Source organism: Knoellia pratensis, assembly GCF_042666395.1.
Lineage (GTDB): Bacteria > Actinomycetota > Actinomycetes > Actinomycetales > Dermatophilaceae > Knoellia > Knoellia pratensis.
Window position 1 is genome coordinate 1,145,138 of record NZ_JBHTDJ010000003.1, and the last position, 16,930, is coordinate 1,162,067.

At 66.9% G+C, this 16,930-nt stretch carries 18 protein-coding genes; 9 read left to right on the top strand and 9 right to left on the bottom strand.

The annotated features are described in order from the left end of the window. Positions 1 to 21: 21 nt before the first annotated feature. Positions 22 to 645: a YceI family protein gene (locus ACFQRE_RS15330; protein ID WP_380123892.1), complete on the bottom strand. Its 624-nt coding sequence runs from the start codon at positions 643 to 645 to the stop codon at positions 22 to 24. Between the two features lie 103 nt (positions 646 to 748). Here ACFQRE_RS15330 and miaB point away from each other — a divergent pair, with 103 nt between their 5' ends. Next, positions 749 to 2,266, top strand: coding sequence for a tRNA (N6-isopentenyl adenosine(37)-C2)-methylthiotransferase MiaB (gene miaB, locus ACFQRE_RS15335; protein WP_380123894.1), 1,518 nt, complete (start codon positions 749 to 751; stop codon positions 2,264 to 2,266). A gap of 64 nt (positions 2,267 to 2,330) precedes the next feature. On the opposite strand, the gene ACFQRE_RS15340 is transcribed toward miaB, so the two are convergent. After that, positions 2,331 to 2,519 (bottom strand): antitoxin, encoded by a 189-nt coding sequence (locus ACFQRE_RS15340; RefSeq protein ID WP_380123898.1) that lies wholly within the window; start codon positions 2,517 to 2,519, stop codon positions 2,331 to 2,333. A gap of 110 nt (positions 2,520 to 2,629) precedes the next feature. Between ACFQRE_RS15340 and def the strand changes: the two genes are divergently transcribed. The 4 genes from def to ggt all read left to right on the top strand — a co-directional run bounded on the left by def (position 2,630) and on the right by ggt (position 7,130). After that, complete coding sequence (gene def, locus ACFQRE_RS15345) at positions 2,630 to 3,283, top strand: peptide deformylase (RefSeq protein ID WP_380123900.1); 654 nt, start codon at positions 2,630 to 2,632, stop codon at positions 3,281 to 3,283. Then, entirely contained in the window at positions 3,273 to 4,202 is a 930-nt protein-coding gene (miaA, locus tag ACFQRE_RS15350) for a tRNA (adenosine(37)-N6)-dimethylallyltransferase MiaA (protein ID WP_380123903.1), read from the top strand. The genes def and miaA overlap by 11 nt, the downstream gene beginning before the upstream one ends. Continuing rightward, a complete protein-coding gene (dapF, locus tag ACFQRE_RS15355) occupies positions 4,195 to 5,097 on the top strand; it encodes a diaminopimelate epimerase (RefSeq protein ID WP_380123906.1) in 903 nt (300 codons plus the stop codon). Before miaA ends, dapF begins: the two co-directional genes overlap by 8 nt. 209 nt (positions 5,098 to 5,306) lie before the next feature. Then, entirely contained in the window at positions 5,307 to 7,130 is a 1,824-nt protein-coding gene (gene ggt / locus ACFQRE_RS15360) for a gamma-glutamyltransferase (protein ID WP_380123908.1), read from the top strand. Between the two features lie 38 nt (positions 7,131 to 7,168). On the opposite strand, the gene ACFQRE_RS15365 is transcribed toward ggt, so the two are convergent. Further along, positions 7,169 to 7,792, bottom strand: coding sequence for a class I SAM-dependent methyltransferase (locus tag ACFQRE_RS15365; RefSeq protein ID WP_380123911.1), 624 nt, complete (start codon positions 7,790 to 7,792; stop codon positions 7,169 to 7,171). Between the two features lie 21 nt (positions 7,793 to 7,813). Here ACFQRE_RS15365 and hflX point away from each other — a divergent pair, with 21 nt between their 5' ends. Genes hflX through ACFQRE_RS15380 form a run of 3 tightly spaced genes read left to right on the top strand, consistent with a single transcriptional unit; the run spans position 7,814 to position 10,963 of the window. Beyond that, positions 7,814 to 9,295, top strand: coding sequence for a GTPase HflX (gene hflX, locus ACFQRE_RS15370; protein WP_380123913.1), 1,482 nt, complete (start codon positions 7,814 to 7,816; stop codon positions 9,293 to 9,295). Between the two features lie 3 nt (positions 9,296 to 9,298). After that, positions 9,299 to 9,883 (top strand): GNAT family N-acetyltransferase, encoded by a 585-nt coding sequence (locus ACFQRE_RS15375; RefSeq protein ID WP_380123915.1) that lies wholly within the window; start codon positions 9,299 to 9,301, stop codon positions 9,881 to 9,883. A 9-nt stretch (positions 9,884 to 9,892) separates the two neighbouring features. Further along, entirely contained in the window at positions 9,893 to 10,963 is a 1,071-nt protein-coding gene (locus ACFQRE_RS15380; protein WP_380123917.1) for a GNAT family N-acetyltransferase, read from the top strand. Between the two features lie 99 nt (positions 10,964 to 11,062). Here the strand turns inward: ACFQRE_RS15380 and ACFQRE_RS15385 are convergent, their stop codons facing one another. Further along, complete coding sequence (locus ACFQRE_RS15385) at positions 11,063 to 11,344, bottom strand: hypothetical protein (RefSeq protein ID WP_380123921.1); 282 nt, start codon at positions 11,342 to 11,344, stop codon at positions 11,063 to 11,065. Positions 11,345 to 11,452: 108 nt separating this feature from the next. Here ACFQRE_RS15385 and ACFQRE_RS15390 point away from each other — a divergent pair, with 108 nt between their 5' ends. Further along, the gene (locus ACFQRE_RS15390; protein ID WP_380123923.1) at positions 11,453 to 12,085 is read left to right on the top strand and encodes a PGPGW domain-containing protein; all 633 of its coding nucleotides are present in this window, start codon (positions 11,453 to 11,455) and stop codon (positions 12,083 to 12,085) included. Between the two features lie 141 nt (positions 12,086 to 12,226). On the opposite strand, the gene ACFQRE_RS15395 is transcribed toward ACFQRE_RS15390, so the two are convergent. The 5 genes from ACFQRE_RS15395 to ACFQRE_RS15415 all read right to left on the bottom strand — a co-directional run bounded on the left by ACFQRE_RS15395 (position 12,227) and on the right by ACFQRE_RS15415 (position 16,907). Then, a complete protein-coding gene (locus tag ACFQRE_RS15395; RefSeq protein ID WP_380123925.1) occupies positions 12,227 to 12,898 on the bottom strand; it encodes a DUF4304 domain-containing protein in 672 nt (223 codons plus the stop codon). Positions 12,899 to 13,027: 129 nt separating this feature from the next. After that, entirely contained in the window at positions 13,028 to 13,387 is a 360-nt protein-coding gene (locus ACFQRE_RS15400) for a hypothetical protein (RefSeq protein ID WP_380123927.1), read from the bottom strand. A 161-nt stretch (positions 13,388 to 13,548) separates the two neighbouring features. After that, positions 13,549 to 13,833 (bottom strand): DUF4279 domain-containing protein, encoded by a 285-nt coding sequence (locus tag ACFQRE_RS15405; RefSeq protein ID WP_380123929.1) that lies wholly within the window; start codon positions 13,831 to 13,833, stop codon positions 13,549 to 13,551. A gap of 24 nt (positions 13,834 to 13,857) precedes the next feature. After that, positions 13,858 to 14,007: a hypothetical protein gene (locus tag ACFQRE_RS15410; protein ID WP_380123931.1), complete on the bottom strand. Its 150-nt coding sequence runs from the start codon at positions 14,005 to 14,007 to the stop codon at positions 13,858 to 13,860. 305 nt (positions 14,008 to 14,312) lie between these two features. Then, positions 14,313 to 16,907: a DEAD/DEAH box helicase gene (locus tag ACFQRE_RS15415; protein ID WP_380123934.1), complete on the bottom strand. Its 2,595-nt coding sequence runs from the start codon at positions 16,905 to 16,907 to the stop codon at positions 14,313 to 14,315. Positions 16,908 to 16,930 lie beyond the last annotated feature (23 nt).

Consider the following 16,930-nt stretch of genomic DNA (forward strand, 5'->3'; position numbering starts at 1 on the left):
CCCTTGAGCTGGTGCTGTCGATCAGATCTGTGCGGGCACCTGGGCGATCGCCGAGATGTCGAACTCGAGCTTGACCTTCTCGCTGACGAGCACGCCGCCGGTCTCGAGCGCGGCGTTGAAGCTGAGGTTCCACTCGGTGCGGTCGATGGTGGTGGCACCCTCGAAGCCGATGCGGGTGTTGCCGAAGGGGTCCTTGGCCGAGCCGGTCTCCTCGAAGTCGATGGTCACGGGCTTGGTGACACCGTTGATGGTCAGGTCGCCGGTGATGGCCCACTCGGAGCCGTCGCGAGCGACGTCGGTCGAGGTGAAGGTGAGCGTCGGGTAATGCGCGATGTCGAAGAAGTCAGGGGTCCTGAGGTGACCATCGCGCTGCTCGTTGCCCGTGGTGACGGAGGCGGCCTGGATGGTGACGTCAACCTTCGAGTTGGCAGGGGTGGCGGTGTCGATGTGGGCGGTGCCCTCGAACTCGTCGAAGCTGCCGCGAACCTTGGTGACCATCGCGTGGCGGGCCGAGAAGCCGAGGCGCGAGTGGCTGGGGTCGATCGTGTAGTCGCCGGCGAGGTCGGAGACGAAGCTCGTGGACTGCTCGGGGGCGGCGGCAGCGGCGGAGCTGGAGGTGTCGGCGGAGCGGTTGAACAGTCCCATGATGAGTTCCTTCGTCGTTGTGTGGTTGAACCTTCAACGACAGTCTGCAGGAGATTAGTTGTTGTGTCAAGTATTGGGCTCAGCACGTACTCTGGACGATGCGATGAGTGAGCTGAAGACCTACGACGTGCGCACGCACGGCTGCCAGATGAACGTCCACGACTCCGAGCGCCTTGCCGGCCTGCTCGAGACGGCGGGCTATGTCGACGTCGCCAGCATCACCGGCGACCAGCGCCCGGAAGCCGCCGATGTGGTGGTGTTCAACACGTGCGCGGTGCGAGAGAACGCCGACAACAAGCTCTACGGCAACCTCGGTCAGCTGCGTCAGGCCAAGAACAACAACCCTGAGATGCAGATCGCCGTGGGTGGCTGCATGGCTCAGAAGGACCGCGAGACGATCGTCCAGCGCGCCCCCTGGGTCGACGTCGTCTTCGGCACCCACAACATAGGCAGCCTCCCGGCACTCCTGGATCGGGCGCGCCACAACAAGCGTGCCGAGGTCGAGATCCTCGAGTCCCTCGAGCGCTTCCCGTCGACCTTGCCGACCCGACGTGACTCCGCGTATGCCGCGTGGGTCTCGATCTCGGTCGGCTGCAACAACACCTGCACCTTCTGCATCGTGCCGAGCCTGCGCGGCAAGGAGGCTGACCGCCGTCCCGGCGAGATCCTTGCCGAGATCCGGGCGCTCGTCGACCAGGGCGTCGTCGAGGTGACCCTGCTGGGCCAGAACGTCAACACCTATGGCGTCGAGTTCGGTGACCGTTTCGCCTTCGGCAAGCTCCTGCGGGCGTGTGGCGAGATCGAGGGCCTGGAGCGAGTGCGCTTCACGAGCCCGCACCCCGCAGCGTTCACCGATGACGTCATCGCCGCGATGGCGGAGACACCCAACGTCATGCCGACCCTGCACATGCCCTTGCAGTCCGGCTCCGACAAGGTCCTCAAGGACATGCGCCGCTCGTACCGGAGCGAGAAGTTCCTCGGCATCATCACCTCAGTGCGCGAGCAGATCCCGAACGCCGCGATCACGACCGACATCATCGTGGGCTTCCCGGGCGAGACGGAGGAGGACTTCGCGCAGACGTTGCGGGTCGTCGAGCAGTCACGATTCTCGAGCGCGTTCACCTTCCAGTACTCCATCCGACCCGGCACTCCTGCGGCCACGATGGCGCATCAGATCCCCAAGGACGTTGTCCAAGAGCGGTTCCTGCGCCTCGTCAAGCTCCAGGACGAGATCTCGTGGGCCGAGAACCGAGCGCTGGAGGGCCGGACCGTCGAGGTGCTCGTCGCTCCCACGGAGGGCCGCAAGGACAGTGCGACGTCACGCATGAGTGGGCGTGCCCGCGACAACCGGCTCGTCCACTTCTCCATCCCGAGCGGCGGTGAGGTCGCACGCCCCGGCGACATGGTCAGCTGCGACGTCACCTACGGCGCGCCGCATCACCTCGTCGCTGACGGGGCGCTGCACGGCGGAACGTATGCCGTGCGTCGCACCGCCGGCGGCGACGCCTGGGCGTCGCTCCAAGGCGCGCCCGTCCCGGGCAAGCCCGGCGTCAGCCTCGGCATGCCGTCGATCGGCAAGCCGGCCACAGCGCCGGCGAGCGCTCCCGCCTGCGGCGCCTGACCGGCATACTCACCTCTTTCGCGCAGCGAAAAGGCCCCGACCATGTGGCGGGGCCTTTCGTGGTTCAGACCCGGTCGGGGCCGGCCTCGCCGATCTTGCCGTCCAGGAACTCTTGCCCCTGGTTGACCCTGTCGGCGTCGAGCCCCTTGCTCTCGGCGAACTCGCCAGCCCTGTCGAGACCTTGGTCGCTCAGGTCCTCGACCTTGTCGGCGTGCTCACCGAGCAGGTCCTTGGCCTTGTCGAACAAACTCATGGGGGCTCCTCGCTACTCGGGGGTACGGGCAGGATCAACTCTGCCCGACGATCCATGGCAAAGACAGAGTGGGGTCGGAGCATTTGCCCACAGTTTGCGACAATGGGTTCATGACGATTCGCCCCATCACCATCACCGGCGAGCCGGTGCTCCATCGCCGCGCCGAACCGGTCGAAGTCATCGACGACGGCATCCGCGAACTCGTGGCCGACATGTTCGAGACGATGGATGCTGCCCGCGGTGTCGGACTGGCCGCGCCGCAGGTCGGCGTGGGGCTGCGGATCTTCACCTGGCAGATGGACAACCACGACGGCATCCCGCCGCGCGGAGTCGTCATCAACCCCTTCGTCACGGCGAGCAAGCCGGTCGCTGGCGACCCCATCCCCGCGGACGAGTCCGAGGGCTGCCTCTCGGTGCCGGGGGAGTCCTTTCCCCTGCGTCGGGGCGAGACCGCGACGCTCACCGGTCTCGACATCGACGGCAACGAGGTCTCGTATGCCGCGACGGGCTGGTTCGCGCGCATGTTCCAGCACGAGTACGACCACCTCAACGGTTTCCTCTACGTCGACCGACTCCAGGGGAAGTGGGCGCGCAAGGCCAAGAAGTCGGTCAAGGCCAACGAGTGGGGCAAGCCAGGCCTGACCTGGATGCCCGGCCAGGATCGCGACCCGTTCGGTCACGACGATGTTGATGAAGATGAGTTCGAGGCGGAGGGCGGGCATTCGCAGGACCGTGCCAGGTCCGAGGACGAAGTTGCCCGCTGACGACCCGCTCGTCATCGCGGTCGTCGGCCCGACGGCCAGCGGCAAGTCCGATCTCGCCCTGCGGATCGCCGAGACCCTTGGTGGCGAGGTCGTCAGCGCCGACGCCATGCAGCTCTATCGCGGCATGGACATCGGCACGGCCAAGCTTCCGGTGAGTGAGCGTCGGGGGGTGCCGCACCACCAGATCGACGTCCTCGACGTCAGGGACGATGCGACCATCGCGCGCTACCAGCGCGAGGCGAGGGTCTCCATTGACGACGTCCGTGCCCGCAGACTGCATCCCGTGGTCGCGGGCGGCTCCGGACTCTATGTCAGGGCGGCGATCGACCACCTCGACATCCCGCCGACCGACCCGGACGTGCGGGTCCGCCTCGAGGCCGAAGCGGAGGAGCAGGGCGCGGCGGCGACGTATGCCGCTCTGCTGCAACGCGATCCGGCCGCGGCGCAGGCGATCGGCCGCCACAACGTGCGCCGGCTCGTGCGGGCCCTCGAGGTCATCGAGATCACTGGTCGACCCTTCAGCGCGTCGATGCCCGAGCGGCGTCACCTGCACCCAACCGTGATGATCGGGCTGCGCCCACCGCGTGAGGTGCTCGACGAACGCATCGTGTCCAGAGTTGCCCGGATGTGGCGCGACGGCCTCATCGACGAAGTCAAAGGCCTTGTGCCCCGGGGGATTCGTGAGGGCCGGACCGCCTCTCGCGCTCTGGGGTATGCGCAGGCGCTGGCCGAGATCGACGGCACCATGAGCGAGGCTGACGCGCAGGGCCAGACGGCCCAGATGACTCGTCGCTACGCGCGACGCCAGGAGTCCTGGTTTCGCCCGGACCCCCGCATCAGCTGGTTCGACCCGACCACCGAGGGTGCGCTGGACGAAGCCGTCGCCCACGTCGAGCGCGCGATCGCGGACAATGACTGACATGACCACGCTGCGCTTCACCAAGGGACATGGGACCGAGAACGACTTCGTCCTGCTGCCCGACGTCGATGCGCGCCTGGACCTCGATGTCGATCTCGTGCGACGGCTGGCGGATCGACAGGCCGGCATCGGAGGTGACGGTGTCATCCGGGTGGTGCCCACCGCCTCGTCCACCGAGGAGACCGTGCGAGCGCAGGCGGGTCGCGCCCCCTGGTTCATGGACTACCGCAACGCCGACGGCTCCGTCGCCGAGATGTGCGGCAACGGCACCCGCGTGTTCGCGGCATACCTGCGTCGTGAAGGTCTCGAAACGGCCGACGAGTTCGAGATCGCCACCCGGGGTGGCATCAAGGGCATCCGCTTCGAGATCTCCGGCGAGCACGCCACGATCGCCACCAACATGGGCCCGTGGCGCTTCACCGATCCGGCCAAGGCAGAGGCCGATGGCTTCGACTCCCTCGTCCTGCTGCGTGAGCGGCCCCTGGCCGAGGACCCCTGGTCGGCCCTGTCCGTTGACATGGGCAACCCGCACACCGTCGTCGCCCTGCCCGAGACCGTCGACCTCGCCACCCTCGATCTCTTCCACGTGCCCGAGGTTCGGCCCGTGCCGGCACACGGCACCAACGTCGAGTTCGTCCGCGTCGTCGGGCCCGACCACATCGCCATGCGCGTCCACGAGCGTGGCGTCGGCGAGACCCGGTCCTGCGGCACCGGCGTGTGCGCCGCTGCCCTCGCGACGAGCTTCTGGGCCGGTCAGGCCGCACCCACTCAGGACTGGACCGTCGACGTCCCCGGGGGGCGCCTGCGGGTCCGAGGACTGCCCGACCACGAGGTCGAGCTCGCCGGCCCCGCAGCCCTGATCGCCGACGGCACCGTGGAACTCTCCGCGCTCTGAGCCAGCCGACCCACGCCAACCGCAGCGCATGGTTGTGCGTGCGTCCGACCGGAGGGCGGAGCGCGCCCAACGCGAGAAGGTGCAGCCGGCCACGGACTGCGCGCGGAGCCTGTAGGGCGGCTAGCGCGCACAACCATGCGCAAGGGCGGGCGACGCGGCGCAGACCTGCTCGGGATGCGGTACTCGTGAGTCACTCGTAGCGTCGAAGCATGAGAACTCCCACGACAGTCCTCGCTCTCGTTGCTGCTGGTGGTGTCGCTGCGGCACTTGCCGTGCCTGCCACGGCAGCTCCACAACCTCGGGGCGGGCCGCCGCCTGTGGGGCATGAGCTGCCCAAGGTGCCGGTGATGACGGGTGGTGGGGGAGCCGTTGCGTCCGTGGATCCCATTGCCTCGCAGGTGGGCATCGACATCCTGGAGAAGGGTGGGACCGCTGCGGATGCTGCCGTGGCGACGGCTGCGGCCGTGGCGACGGTCGAGCCCTACTCGTCGGGCATCGGGGGTGGTGGGTTCTTCGTGCACTACGACGCGCAGACCGGCAAGGTCAGCACGCTGGACGGGCGCGAGACTGCGCCGGCGACGTTCCACGACAAGGTCTTCCTCAACCCGGACGGCACCCCGATGGATTTCAACACGGTGGTGAACTCCGGCCTCTCCGTGGGTACTCCGGGCACGGCGGCCACCTGGGATGCGGCCCTCAAGACCTACGGGACGATGAGTCTGAACCAGATCCTCAAGCCGGCCGAGGAGATCGCCCGCAAGGGCTTCGTCGTCGACAAGACCTTCTACGCGGACACGCTGGGGAACGCGAAGCGGTTCGCGATGTTCCCGACGACGGCCGCGATCTACCTCCCCGGTGGGGCGCCCGTGCCGGTCGGTGGCGTGCAGCGCAACCCGGACCTCGCCAAGGCCTACCGCGAGCTGCGCACCCACGGCATCGCCTCGTTGCACACGGGTCGCCTGGGCGCAGCCGTCGTCAAGGAGGTCCAGAACCCCACGACGGCGCCCGGAGTGACGGTGCCCAAGGGGCAGCTCACCGCAGCCGACCTCGCGGCATACAAGGTCAATCACAAGGCGCCGACCCACAGCGAGCACAAGGGCCTCGACGTCTACGGCATGGACACCCCGAGCAGTGGTGGCATCGCAGTCTCGGAGATCCTCAACCTTCTCGAGGCGTTCGAGGAGCGCACCGGCACGTCCGTGGCAGACCTCTCGGAGGCGGAGTACCTGCACTGGTTCAGTGAGGCGTCGGCGATGGCCTTCGCCGACCGCAACCGCTATGTCGGCGACGTTGCGGGCGTGCCCACCGGCGAGCTCACCTCGCAGGAGTTCGCCGATGAGCGCTCGTGCCTGTTCAACCCTGACCGGGCCCAGACGCGCCCGGTGCCCTTCGGCTCACCCGACGGCAGCTACAACGGGGAGTGCACGCCCGCCGGCACCTCGCTCCTGCCCAAGGACGGGCACTCGACGACGTCGCTCACCGTCACCGACAAGTGGGGCGACGTCGTCACCTACACGTTGACGATCGAGCAGTACGGCGGCTCCGGCATGGTCGTCCCGGGCTGGGGCTTCCTGCTCAACAACGAGCTCACCGACTTCAACTTCGCGCCGACGACCCCCGGGGTTCCGGATCCGAACCTGCCGGGCGCAGGCAAGCGCCCGCGCAGCTCGATGAGCCCCTCGGTCATCCTCAAGGACGGCAAGCCGTACCTGACCGCCGGGAGTCCCGGTGGCGCCACGATCATCACGACGGTCGCCCAGATCATCGCCGGGGTCGTCGACCGCGGTCTGCCGGTCGGTGACGCCGTCGCGGCGCCGCGCATCTCGTCGCGCAACGGCGTCGAGGATGCCGAGCGCGCCATCTTCGGCACGGCGATCGGGGCCGAGCTCAGGGCCAAGGGGCACGTGCTGCGCGACACTCCGGTCATCGGCAACGGCACGGCCATCCGTAGCCTGTCCCCGTCGTTGTGGACGGCGGCTGCGGAACCGACCCGTCGCGGTGGTGGCTCGGCCATGGTGGTTGACCCGCAGTAGCCCTCGAACCGCCCCTCGGGGTGGGCAGGGGCTCGTGACTAGCTCTTGTCCACCCTGAGGACGCGGAAGCCCTTGCTCGACGCAAGGCGAGCACACGGCATACCCAGGTCTGACTCGATCCAGCGCTGCAGGCTGTCCGAACCGAGATTTCGCTGCACGACCAGGTATGCCGTGCCGCCGGGTGCGAGGCGCGGCAGCCACAGGCGCAGGAGGTCGTGCAGGGCGGCCTTGCCGACGCGGATCGGCGGGTTGGACCAGATGAGGTCGTAGGTCGTGTTGCTGTCGACGGCGTCGGGGGTCATCGCTGTGACGTGGGCGAGTCCCAGCGCGGCCGCGTTGCGATTGGTCAGGTCGACGCTGCGTTCGTTGACATCGACACCCAGCACGTCGGCGTGCTCCGAAAGAAGCCCGAGCGTGAGCGCGAGGGGACCCCAGCCGCAGCCGATGTCGAGAAAGCGGCCGGAGGGCGGGGGATCGGGCACCTCCTCGAAGAGGACGGCCGTGCCCTTGTCGACGCCACCGGGGCTGAAGATGCCGGGTGCGACCTCGACCGTGACGTTGCGTCCAGCGAGCGTGACGGGCAGCGGGCGGCGCTCATCCGGGCTCGCTGGGGAAGCGGTGAAGTAGTGGTCTCCCGAATCCGTTCGCCCCGAGTCGGTCATAGGTGAGACCCTAGACGGAACATGACTGAGAGACATCACATCTTCTCTGGGCAGGCTGATGCCCTCTCCGACGATGCCTTTGACGAGGACGGGTTCCTGGTCGAGGGCGACAGCGACGACGGCGCGCCCTCGGCGCTCTACGACGGTGACCAGCTCGAGCGTGAGGAACGTGCGGCCCTGCGCCGCGTCCAAGGCCTCTCGACGGAGCTCGAGGACATCAGCGAGGTCGAGTACCGCCAGCTGCGGCTCGAGCGCGTCGTCCTCGCGAGCGTCTGGTGCGAGGGCACCATCGTCGACGCCGAGAACTCCATGCGCGAGCTCGCCGCCCTGGCCGAGACCGCTGGGGCGCAGGTGCTCGAGGGTGTCATGCAGCGACGCCAGAAGCCCGACACCGCAACGTATCTCGGCAAGGGCAAGGCCGAGGAACTGCGTGAGATCGTCATCAACGAGGGCGCTGACACGGTGATCTGTGACAGTGAGCTGGCGCCGTCGCAGCGCCGTGCGCTCGAGGACGTCGTCAAGGTCAAGGTCATCGACCGCACCGCGCTGATCCTCGACATCTTCGCCCAGCACGCCAAGAGCCGTGAGGGCAAGGCGCAGGTCGAGCTCGCCCAGCTCCAGTACCTCCTTCCACGCCTGCGTGGTTGGGGTGAGTCGATGTCCCGGCAGGCCGGTGGACAGGCCGCCGGTGGTCAGGGCATGGGTTCCCGTGGCCCGGGTGAGACCAAGATCGAGCTCGACCGTCGCCGCATCAACACGCGCGTCGCCAAGCTCAAGCGCGACATCGCGGGGATGAAGACCCACCGCGACACCAAGCGTGGCTCGCGTCGAGCCAACGCCATTCCCAGTGTCGCGATCGCCGGCTACACCAACGCCGGCAAGTCCTCGATCCTCAATCGCCTCACCGGTGCTGGCGTCCTGGTGCAGAACCAGCTCTTCGCCACCCTCGACCCGACGGTGCGTCGCAGTGAGACCCCCGATGGTCGCGAGTTCACGTTCACTGACACGGTCGGTTTCGTCCGTCAGTTGCCTCACCAGCTCGTCGAGGCGTTCCGATCAACGCTCGAAGAGGTTGCGGAGTCCGATCTGCTGCTCCACGTGGTCGACGGTTCGCACCCCGATCCCGAAGGCCAGATCTCTGCTGTGCGGACGGTGCTCGCCGACGTCGACGCGACCGATGTCAAGGAAGTCATCGTCGTCAACAAGGCTGACATCGCCGACCCAGAGGTCATCGATCGCCTGCGTCGCAACGAGAAGCACGTCATCGTGGTCTCGGCCCGCACCGGTGCGGGCATGGACGCCCTCGTGGCGCTCATCGCCGAGGAGCTCCCGCAGCCCGACATCAGCGTCGACGTCCTCGTGCCCTATGACCGGGGCGACCTCGTCAGCCGGCTGCACGAAGAAGGCGAGATCCTCGCGAGCGAGCACGTGAGCGAAGGGACGCACGTCACCGCTCGGGTGAACGCCGACCTTGCAGCCGAGCTGGCGGCATACCGAGTCTGACCGATGGCACCCGACGTCCTGGGCACACCCACGCTGCACACCGATCGGTTGCGGCTGCGCCCCTTTGAGGACAGCGATGCCGAGGCGTTGTTTGCCCTGCACAGCGACGCCCACGTGTTGCGCTACTGGGACTCGCCGCCCTGGACCGAACGCGCGCGTGCGCAGGCGTTCATCGAGAGGTGTCGGCAACTGGCGCAGGATGGCACAGGGGCTCGGTGGGCCGTCGATCGCCTCGAGGACGGGGCGTTCCTCGGCTGGTGCGCTCTGACCGGATGGAACTCTGACTTCCGGAGCGCGGGGTTGGGCTTCTGCTTCACGCAGGCGGCGTGGGGGCAGGGCCATGCCACCGAGACGGCGTTGGCCGTACTGCAGTGGGCCTACTCCGCCTTGGACCTCAACCGGGTCCAGGCCGAGGCCGACACACGCAACGCCGCCTGCGCGAGGGTCCTGGAGAAGGTCGGATTCGTGCAGGAGGGGACACTGCGACAGGACTGCATCGTCGACGGTGACGTGTCCGACTCCTGGGTCTTCGGGCTGATCCGCTCGGACTGGGAGGCGTCCGCTGGTGTTGCGAACTACTTGCAATAAGATCTGGGTATGCCGTTCGCTCCTGTCGTCGAGACCGCTCGCCTGACGCTTCGTCCACCCACCTCTGCTGACCGTGACCAGTGGATTGCCCTACATCGCGATCCGCGCACCTACTGGCACGCGCCGCACGCCATGTCAGCGAGCGACGAGGCGGCGGAGGAGTTCTTCGACGCGTCCCGAAAGCATTGGGAAGAGCACGGATTCGGCTTCTGGGTTGCGCGTTCTCGTGAACGTGGCGACGTCATCGGAGTGTGCGGCCTCAAGGAGATCACGGGCGCGAAGGGCGCGTTCCTCAACCTCTACTACCGGTTGACGTTCGACAGCCTTGGTCGCGGGTTGGGCAAGGAGATGTCCAGGACCTCCGCGGCTCACGCTGCCGAGTTCCTGCCGCAACTGCCAGTCCGGGCCCTCGTCAAGGAGATCAACACCCCCTCCGTGAAGACCGCGTTGGGTTCCGGGTTCGAACGGGTCGGCATCCGCAGGCTGAACGACGACCTCCCGGACGAGCCGCCGTCAACGGTCTTCGAGGCTCCGAGGACCGAGGCCGTGACGTCTTTCGACGCCGACACCCGCGAGCAGATCCTCGATCTCTGGGTACGCACCAACGACGCCGGGGGAGCCGTGGGCTTCATTCCGGGCGCGCCGCGCGCCGACGTCGATGCCCGCCTGTCAGCGGCCGAGGGCGACATGGACGCAGGCATGAGAGTCGCCGTAGTCCAACGCTCCGCTGCCGACAACCGCGTCCTGGGACTGGCGTTCCTCTCCGAGGGCCCCAATCCCATTCTCTCGCACGGCCGTTGGGTCTACACGGTGATGACCGACCCCGACGCCCGTGGCCGCAACCTGGGCCGCCTGCTCATGGCGGGAACCCACCGCGTGGCTCGCGACCTCGGTGTCGAGATCCTCTCGCTGGGCGTCCGCAGCGGCACCGGCACATCGCAGTTCTACGAGGCCTGCGGCTACCACGAGTCCGGCCGAGTCCTCGGAGCCATCCGGGTCGCCCCCGGCGACGAGCGCGACGACATCACCATGACAAGACGCCTCGACCAGGCCGCCCTCACCCCGGACGCCCGCAACTGACCTCTGGTGTTGTTCGTGCATTAGAGCGCTTCGCCACCGTCCCATCCGCGCGGATCGCGGCATGGGCGTGCGGATCTTGTGGGCCGCCCCTCCGCGAGGTCAGCGACGGCTGGGCGCACCCCGCTGCCACCAATCGAGTGGTGGGCTGTCGCCTATGGCGCGTGCGGTGATCTGGATGTCCGCCAGATTGCAGAACTTCCAGAGCTCTTTGGCCGCACGGCTGTATTGGAAGATGACGTGGTCGACCTCGAAAGCGTCGATTTCGCCGGCGCGCAGGCTGTCCACGGCGTCACCTACCCGCTGAACAAGTTCGGTGAGACGGGCCTCGTGATACGTGGAAACAATCTCTCGCGCAGCCCACCGCTCAGCCTTGCTGGACATGCAAGCGAGGTTACCGACTGGACGCCGACCGGACCATCACCCGGCGTCGGCGATGACCCCAGCGCGGCAGATCCGGACGATTTGGCGTGTCTGGGCAATACTGCGACGGTGCCCGAGTTCGTGGAGTACCTCATCGATGGAGGTGACCTGTCGACCGCGGAACGAGATGCGATGGGGCAGGCACTGTTGCAGGTCCTCCGGCCCGACGCGGCCCAGTTCCAAACAGACATTCCCGCGCTACAACCCACGGACCCGCCGGGGGTTCACGCCGCCGCCGATGCACTGAGGATCGCGGCGGGTAAGGCCTCCGAGAAGGACCGTGACTACGCCACGACCGGATGGCTGGACGCAACCGATTCAGAGCTGTGGGACGCCTACGTGACGTTCATGCCTTGGTCCATCGACGGTGAGGTGTGGGACCGCGAGGGTCGTCAGATCTTGAGTGTGGATGACGGCGTTGTGACCACAGTGGGAGTCGCTTCGAAGCAGTTGCCTGCAGTGGTCAGCATTACTGGCCCAGACCGACTCAAGCCTTGGCTGGAGGTCAAGGCGCAACGACGCTCCGCCCGCTTCCGATGGATGAGCTTGCATCCAGACACAGTGATCGGGTGGACTTTCGTATCTATCGGCGTCGTATTGGTTCCACTCCCAGGACCGGGCTGGTTGCTCGTTGCGGCCGGCGCCCTGCTACTGGTCGCGGGCACGGCGGCACGAGTCGTGCTCGCTAAACGTCGGGCCTAACCGGTAGGAAAGATGCCCTCAGCTGCTGGGTTGGCGTCGGCCAACTATCAGGATTGTGCACCACTCGCGGCAGATGCGGACGTTCTCTGGTGGACGTTGGCACCCTGCCAGCCCCGGCTGGACATGGGCCCGATGGGGGATTCATGCCTTTATCGACGCGGCGCGACGACGCGCCCAAGACGCCGTGGTCAAGGGCAGTTCTGAGAACTCGCGACCAGCCCATTGATCCAAGCGTCGGCAAACTTTGTCGAGTTCAGGGCCACCTACGTCTGTCAGCAGCACTGCGAGCACTACGTCCCTCATGCCCGGGCGGTCGAGGACTGGGCTAGTTGCGTCTATCGCGCCAGATCTGAGCGCAGTGAGCATCCGACCCGGACCCATGAGGCCCAGCATCGTTCTTATACCCACGTCTTGCAGGGCGGCGGTCATCTCAGCCGAGGCGGCCCTCGCCTGAGCAAGTGAATCCACCGTCCATTCGGTCGAGTCGTGGTTACGTTTCCCCGGGGGGATCAACAGACCTCGATACAGGCCGTCCCAAGGGAGTGCCCGACCGGGTTTGCTGGAGCTTCCCCAAGGCGTCTCTTGGGCGCACTCGTGCGTCCACACCCACCAGCAAGGTGGAACGACGGAAAGGCTGACGTAGAAGGACCCGTACGTGCCCTCGTTGTACTGACCGGACTGAATACTGACCACGGCAGTGTCCCCGTCATGCTCCAGCCGCCACGTCGGATACGTCCCCTTGAAGCCGGCAGCCCGCAGCGTCGGCACAACGTTGGCTTTGACGGCTAACTTCAATGCATCCCTGGCCAACATCAAAGGATTGTGACACTTCCCTACCGACACATCCTGAGATCCGGGGAAGGAAGGAGCGGGCGCGCGTCCAGCCAGCGGACGCCGCTTCCCCAGCAAACGGATCGCGGCATGTCAGCGCGTTCCCGTCAGTTAGCGCCCGTGTTGCGTATGGCGTTGCCAAAGGTCCCAGATCTCTTCAGCGACAGCCGTGTAGCGGCTGGGTGGTCCGGCCGTCTCTTCGTCGAACCACTCGACGAAGCACTGGTGTGTCAGGACCATGACGTCTTCGGGACCCTTCGTCTCGGGCAAGGCGATCACGAGTGTCTCGGCTTCGGGGTCGTATTCATCTGTGTTGGTCTCGAAGTTGATGCCAACGGGGTCGGCGCGAAACATAGCCTTCGAGACGGCTTGGACCAGTTCTCTCTTATCGGCGGACGCTTCGCGACGTCGTGCTTTAGCCGCCCTCCGTCTCATCTTGTCATCGTCCGCGGGTCGCCCAGAACTGCTCATGGACCAAGCCTGACAGCCTTCGACAGACCGGGTGCCTGATTTACGGTCATCGGCACGACCGCGCGGATCGCGGCAAATCCGGGCAATCATGTTCGGCGGGCCACGATGCGCTAGGACCGCAGGGTCCGTCGAGATGGCCGTCGGCTGTGACCGCCAGAGGACTACGAGTACTCGTCACAGTCGATAGAAGCGTGGATGTCCGCCAAGAGACGCAGCCGGTCAACTGGCAGGTGGAAGCCGAGCAGATAGTTGGGCTCAGAGCCAAGCTCGACGCCGTTCTCGCCCCAGAGTTCAACGAACGGGGCGGGAGCCGCGTTCTCGTCCTGGAAGTACCGGACGAGTTGCAGGACGGCGCACACCTCGCCCCCCGACGTCAGAGTCCGGATGTTGTCTCTGACGGGCTCAAGACGTGCCAGTACGTTCTCGACCTGCTCATCGATCCGCATGCCTGCCTTCCGACACACCAGCTTCTACGAGTGCGTCGCGGGCACAGGGGGCTTCGGCGTACGCGAACCTCGGACTACGCGCTCGTCGGGCTCGAGTCCAACATGCTCCGCGATCTGGTCCGCGGACAGGTGATCGCTGTTGAGGGCGAAGTAGACGTACTGGTTGATGCCCATGCGCCAAAACCTATCGCCGCCTCGTTGCCGCTGCTGCACGTTCCGGCAGGACCGGCGAGCACGCATCGGCAGTTTCAGGACTTCCGTCACGCCGCGGGGCTATACCGGAACTCGGCATGAGCGCGAGTTGGCAGGTGCCACATGGGCGCTGGGCGTAGCGGGAAAGTGCCCTGTCGGCCGCAACACATCGACCTTCAGGCATGCGTCAGAGAACTTCGCGCACAGCATTTTCGCTGCATCTCGGCTCTTGCTCACGCAACGCCGAGGGAACGGTGGACCCGCATTGCCGCGGTCACTCCGGATGGTCAGAGGCGGCGGAGGGCTGTAGCGGTCATGACGAGCTCGCCTGCGGCGTCGCTGGCGTCGAGGTCGGCGACGGCCTCGATGACCCAGTCGCGGTCGTCGGCGGGATCGGCCAGCACCTGACGGACGCGCCAGATGCGGTGCTCGGTCTCGTCCTCGAGTCCGGGGACCTCGGCCTTGTCTGGTTCGATCTGGAGGAGCTGTGGGCTACGGGCGTCTCCGTCGAGACCGATGGAGCCGTGCTCGTCCCAATAGGCAGCAAGAGCCTGGTCCCAGGCCGTGTAGGTCATGACAGCAGCGCGCCCGTCCTCGGGGACTGCTGCGGCTGCGGCTTCCAGCAGGGCCAACGCGTTGACGTTGTCGCGGTCAGCCAGTTCGACGCGACGCCACATCGCCTGGCGGACCATTGCACGAAAGGCCCTCTCGTTGGCGGTGATCGGGCGGGGAGGCGGAGGCGCCTCGCCGTGGGTGGCTGCAGCGTTGCGCACGGACTCAGGGTCGGTCAGCGCGGCCCACTCGTCGATGAGCGAGGAGTCGGTCTGGCGGATGGTTTCGCCGAGCCACTCGATGAGGGTGTCGAGCTCTTCGTCGCGGTGTGCTTCGGGGACAGTCTGGCGCAGGGTCCGGTAGGCGTCGGACAGGTAGCGCAGCACCACACCCTCGGAGCGGGTCAGCCCGTAGCGACGGATGAGGTCGCCGAAGCTCATCGCCTGCTCCCACATCTCGCGGACGATGCTCTTGGGGTCGAGTGCCTCGTCGGGGAGCCAGGGGTGCGTCTGGCGGTAGGTCTCGTAGGCCGGCTCCAACATGTCCAGGAGCGGGCGCGGCCAAGTGATCTCTTCGACGATCGCGGTGCGCTCGTCGTACTCGACGCCCTCGGACTTGAGCTCGGCGATGCGTTCGCCCCGGGCAGTCCACTGCTGAGCACGCAGGACAGGACGTGGGGAGTCGAGGACGGACTCGATGATCGAGACGACGTCCAGGGAGTGCGTGGGGGACTCGGGGTCGAGCAGGTCCAGCACCGCCAGCGCGAAGTGCGCGAGGGGCTGGTTGAGTGCGAAGTCCGCCGGCAAGTCCACGGTGAGCTCCACCGTGCGTCCGTCGGCGGCGGGTTCGGGGAGCCGGACGACGACCCCCGAGTCGAGCAGTGAGCGACCCAGCCGGATCGCCCGCAAGGCGAGTCGGGCCTGACCCGCGGGGGACTCGTGGTTCTGGCGTACGAGAGCGCTGAGAGCAGCGACGGGGTCCCCGGAACGGGCCATGAGCGCGAGGATCATCGAGTTGTCGATGCGCATCTTGGAGGTGAGGGCTTCGGGTTCGCTCGACACGAGTTTGTCGAAGGTCTGCTCCGTCCACACGATCGAGCCCTCAGGCGGCTTGCGGCGCTGAACCTTGCGCAACTTCTTGGGGTCGTCGCCGGCCTTGGCGATGTTGCGCTCGTTCTCGATGATGTGTGGCGGCGCCTGGACGACCACCGACCCACTCGTGTCGTAGCCCGCACGCCCGGCCCGACCAGCGATCTGGTGGAACTCACGTGAGCGGAAGACGCGGTCGCGTTGTCCGTCGAACTTCGCCAGGCCGGTGAAGAGCACGGTGCGGATGGGCACGTTGATTCCGACGCCCAAAGTGTCGGTTCCGGCGATGACCTTGAGCAGTCCGGCCTGGGCGAGCTGCTCGACGATACGGCGGTAGCGGGGGAGCAGCCCGGCATGGTGCACGCCAATTCCCTTGCGCAGCAGCGCAGAGAGCGTCTTGCCAAAACCTGCAGCGAAGCGCACCGGCGCGAGTCGTTCGGCGATCGCGAGCTTCTCCTCCGGTGTGAGGAGCTTCAACGTCGTGAGCGACGCCGCGTGCTCGGCCGCGAGCTGCTGCGTGGGGTGAACGACGTAGACGGGTGCCTGGTGCGTGGTGACGATCTCCTCGACCATGTCGGGGAGCGGGGTGAGCGACCAGGTGAACGACAGGGGCACCGGCCGCTCGGCCGTCGTGACGACCGCGACCTCACGCCCCGTGCGCCGCACGAGGTCCTCGCGGATCTCGGCCATCTCGCCCAATGTCGCCGACATCAACAAGAACTGGGCCTGCGGCAGCTCGAGCAGCGGAACCTGCCACGCCCATCCGCGCTGACCGTCGGCGTAGTAGTGGAACTCATCCATGACGACGAGCCCCACATCGGCCGAACTGCCCTCTCGCAGAGCGATGTTCGCCAATACCTCTGCCGTGCAGCAGATGATGGGGGCGTCGGCGTTGACTGCTGCGTCGCCGGTCAACAGGCCCACGTTCTCCGCACCGAACACGTCGCACAACGCAAAGAACTTCTCGTTGACCAAGGCCTTGATCGGCGCTGTGTAGAAGCTCACCCGGTCGCCCGACAACGCAGCAAAGTGCGCCGCCACCCCCACGAGCGACTTGCCCGAGCCAGTCGGTGTCGCCAGCACCACGTGGCGCCCGGACACGACCTCGATCATGGCCTCGTCCTGGTGGGGATAGAGCTCGATCCCGGACTCGACCGCCCAGGCCGAGAACACGGCATACAAGGTGTCGGCGTCCGTGGTCACGGACGACAGTGCGCGTTCGGCCAACGGATGCGAAGTCATTGGGCTCATTCTCGCAGCCACAT

What these genes read in the sequence shown, in the direction of transcription:
- ACFQRE_RS15330 (WP_380123892.1), bottom strand. Translation starts at nt 645, where the DNA reads ATGGGACTGTTCAACCGCTCCGCCGACACCTCCAGCTCCGCCGCTGCC.
- miaB (WP_380123894.1), top strand. Translation starts at nt 749, where the DNA reads ATGAGTGAGCTGAAGACCTACGACGTGCGCACGCACGGCTGCCAGATG.
- ACFQRE_RS15340 (WP_380123898.1), bottom strand. Translation starts at nt 2,519, where the DNA reads ATGAGTTTGTTCGACAAGGCCAAGGACCTGCTCGGTGAGCACGCCGAC.
- def (WP_380123900.1), top strand. Translation starts at nt 2,630, where the DNA reads ATGACGATTCGCCCCATCACCATCACCGGCGAGCCGGTGCTCCATCGC.
- dapF (WP_380123906.1), top strand. Translation starts at nt 4,195, where the DNA reads ATGACTGACATGACCACGCTGCGCTTCACCAAGGGACATGGGACCGAG.
- ggt (WP_380123908.1), top strand. Translation starts at nt 5,307, where the DNA reads ATGAGAACTCCCACGACAGTCCTCGCTCTCGTTGCTGCTGGTGGTGTC.
- ACFQRE_RS15365 (WP_380123911.1), bottom strand. Translation starts at nt 7,792, where the DNA reads ATGACCGACTCGGGGCGAACGGATTCGGGAGACCACTACTTCACCGCT.
- hflX (WP_380123913.1), top strand. Translation starts at nt 7,814, where the DNA reads ATGACTGAGAGACATCACATCTTCTCTGGGCAGGCTGATGCCCTCTCC.
- ACFQRE_RS15375 (WP_380123915.1), top strand. Translation starts at nt 9,299, where the DNA reads ATGGCACCCGACGTCCTGGGCACACCCACGCTGCACACCGATCGGTTG.
- ACFQRE_RS15380 (WP_380123917.1), top strand. Translation starts at nt 9,893, where the DNA reads ATGCCGTTCGCTCCTGTCGTCGAGACCGCTCGCCTGACGCTTCGTCCA.
- ACFQRE_RS15385 (WP_380123921.1), bottom strand. Translation starts at nt 11,344, where the DNA reads ATGTCCAGCAAGGCTGAGCGGTGGGCTGCGCGAGAGATTGTTTCCACG.
- ACFQRE_RS15395 (WP_380123925.1), bottom strand. Translation starts at nt 12,898, where the DNA reads ATGTTGGCCAGGGATGCATTGAAGTTAGCCGTCAAAGCCAACGTTGTG.
- ACFQRE_RS15400 (WP_380123927.1), bottom strand. Translation starts at nt 13,387, where the DNA reads ATGAGCAGTTCTGGGCGACCCGCGGACGATGACAAGATGAGACGGAGG.
- ACFQRE_RS15405 (WP_380123929.1), bottom strand. Translation starts at nt 13,833, where the DNA reads ATGCGGATCGATGAGCAGGTCGAGAACGTACTGGCACGTCTTGAGCCC.
- ACFQRE_RS15410 (WP_380123931.1), bottom strand. Translation starts at nt 14,007, where the DNA reads ATGGGCATCAACCAGTACGTCTACTTCGCCCTCAACAGCGATCACCTG.
- ACFQRE_RS15415 (WP_380123934.1), bottom strand. Translation starts at nt 16,907, where the DNA reads ATGACTTCGCATCCGTTGGCCGAACGCGCACTGTCGTCCGTGACCACG.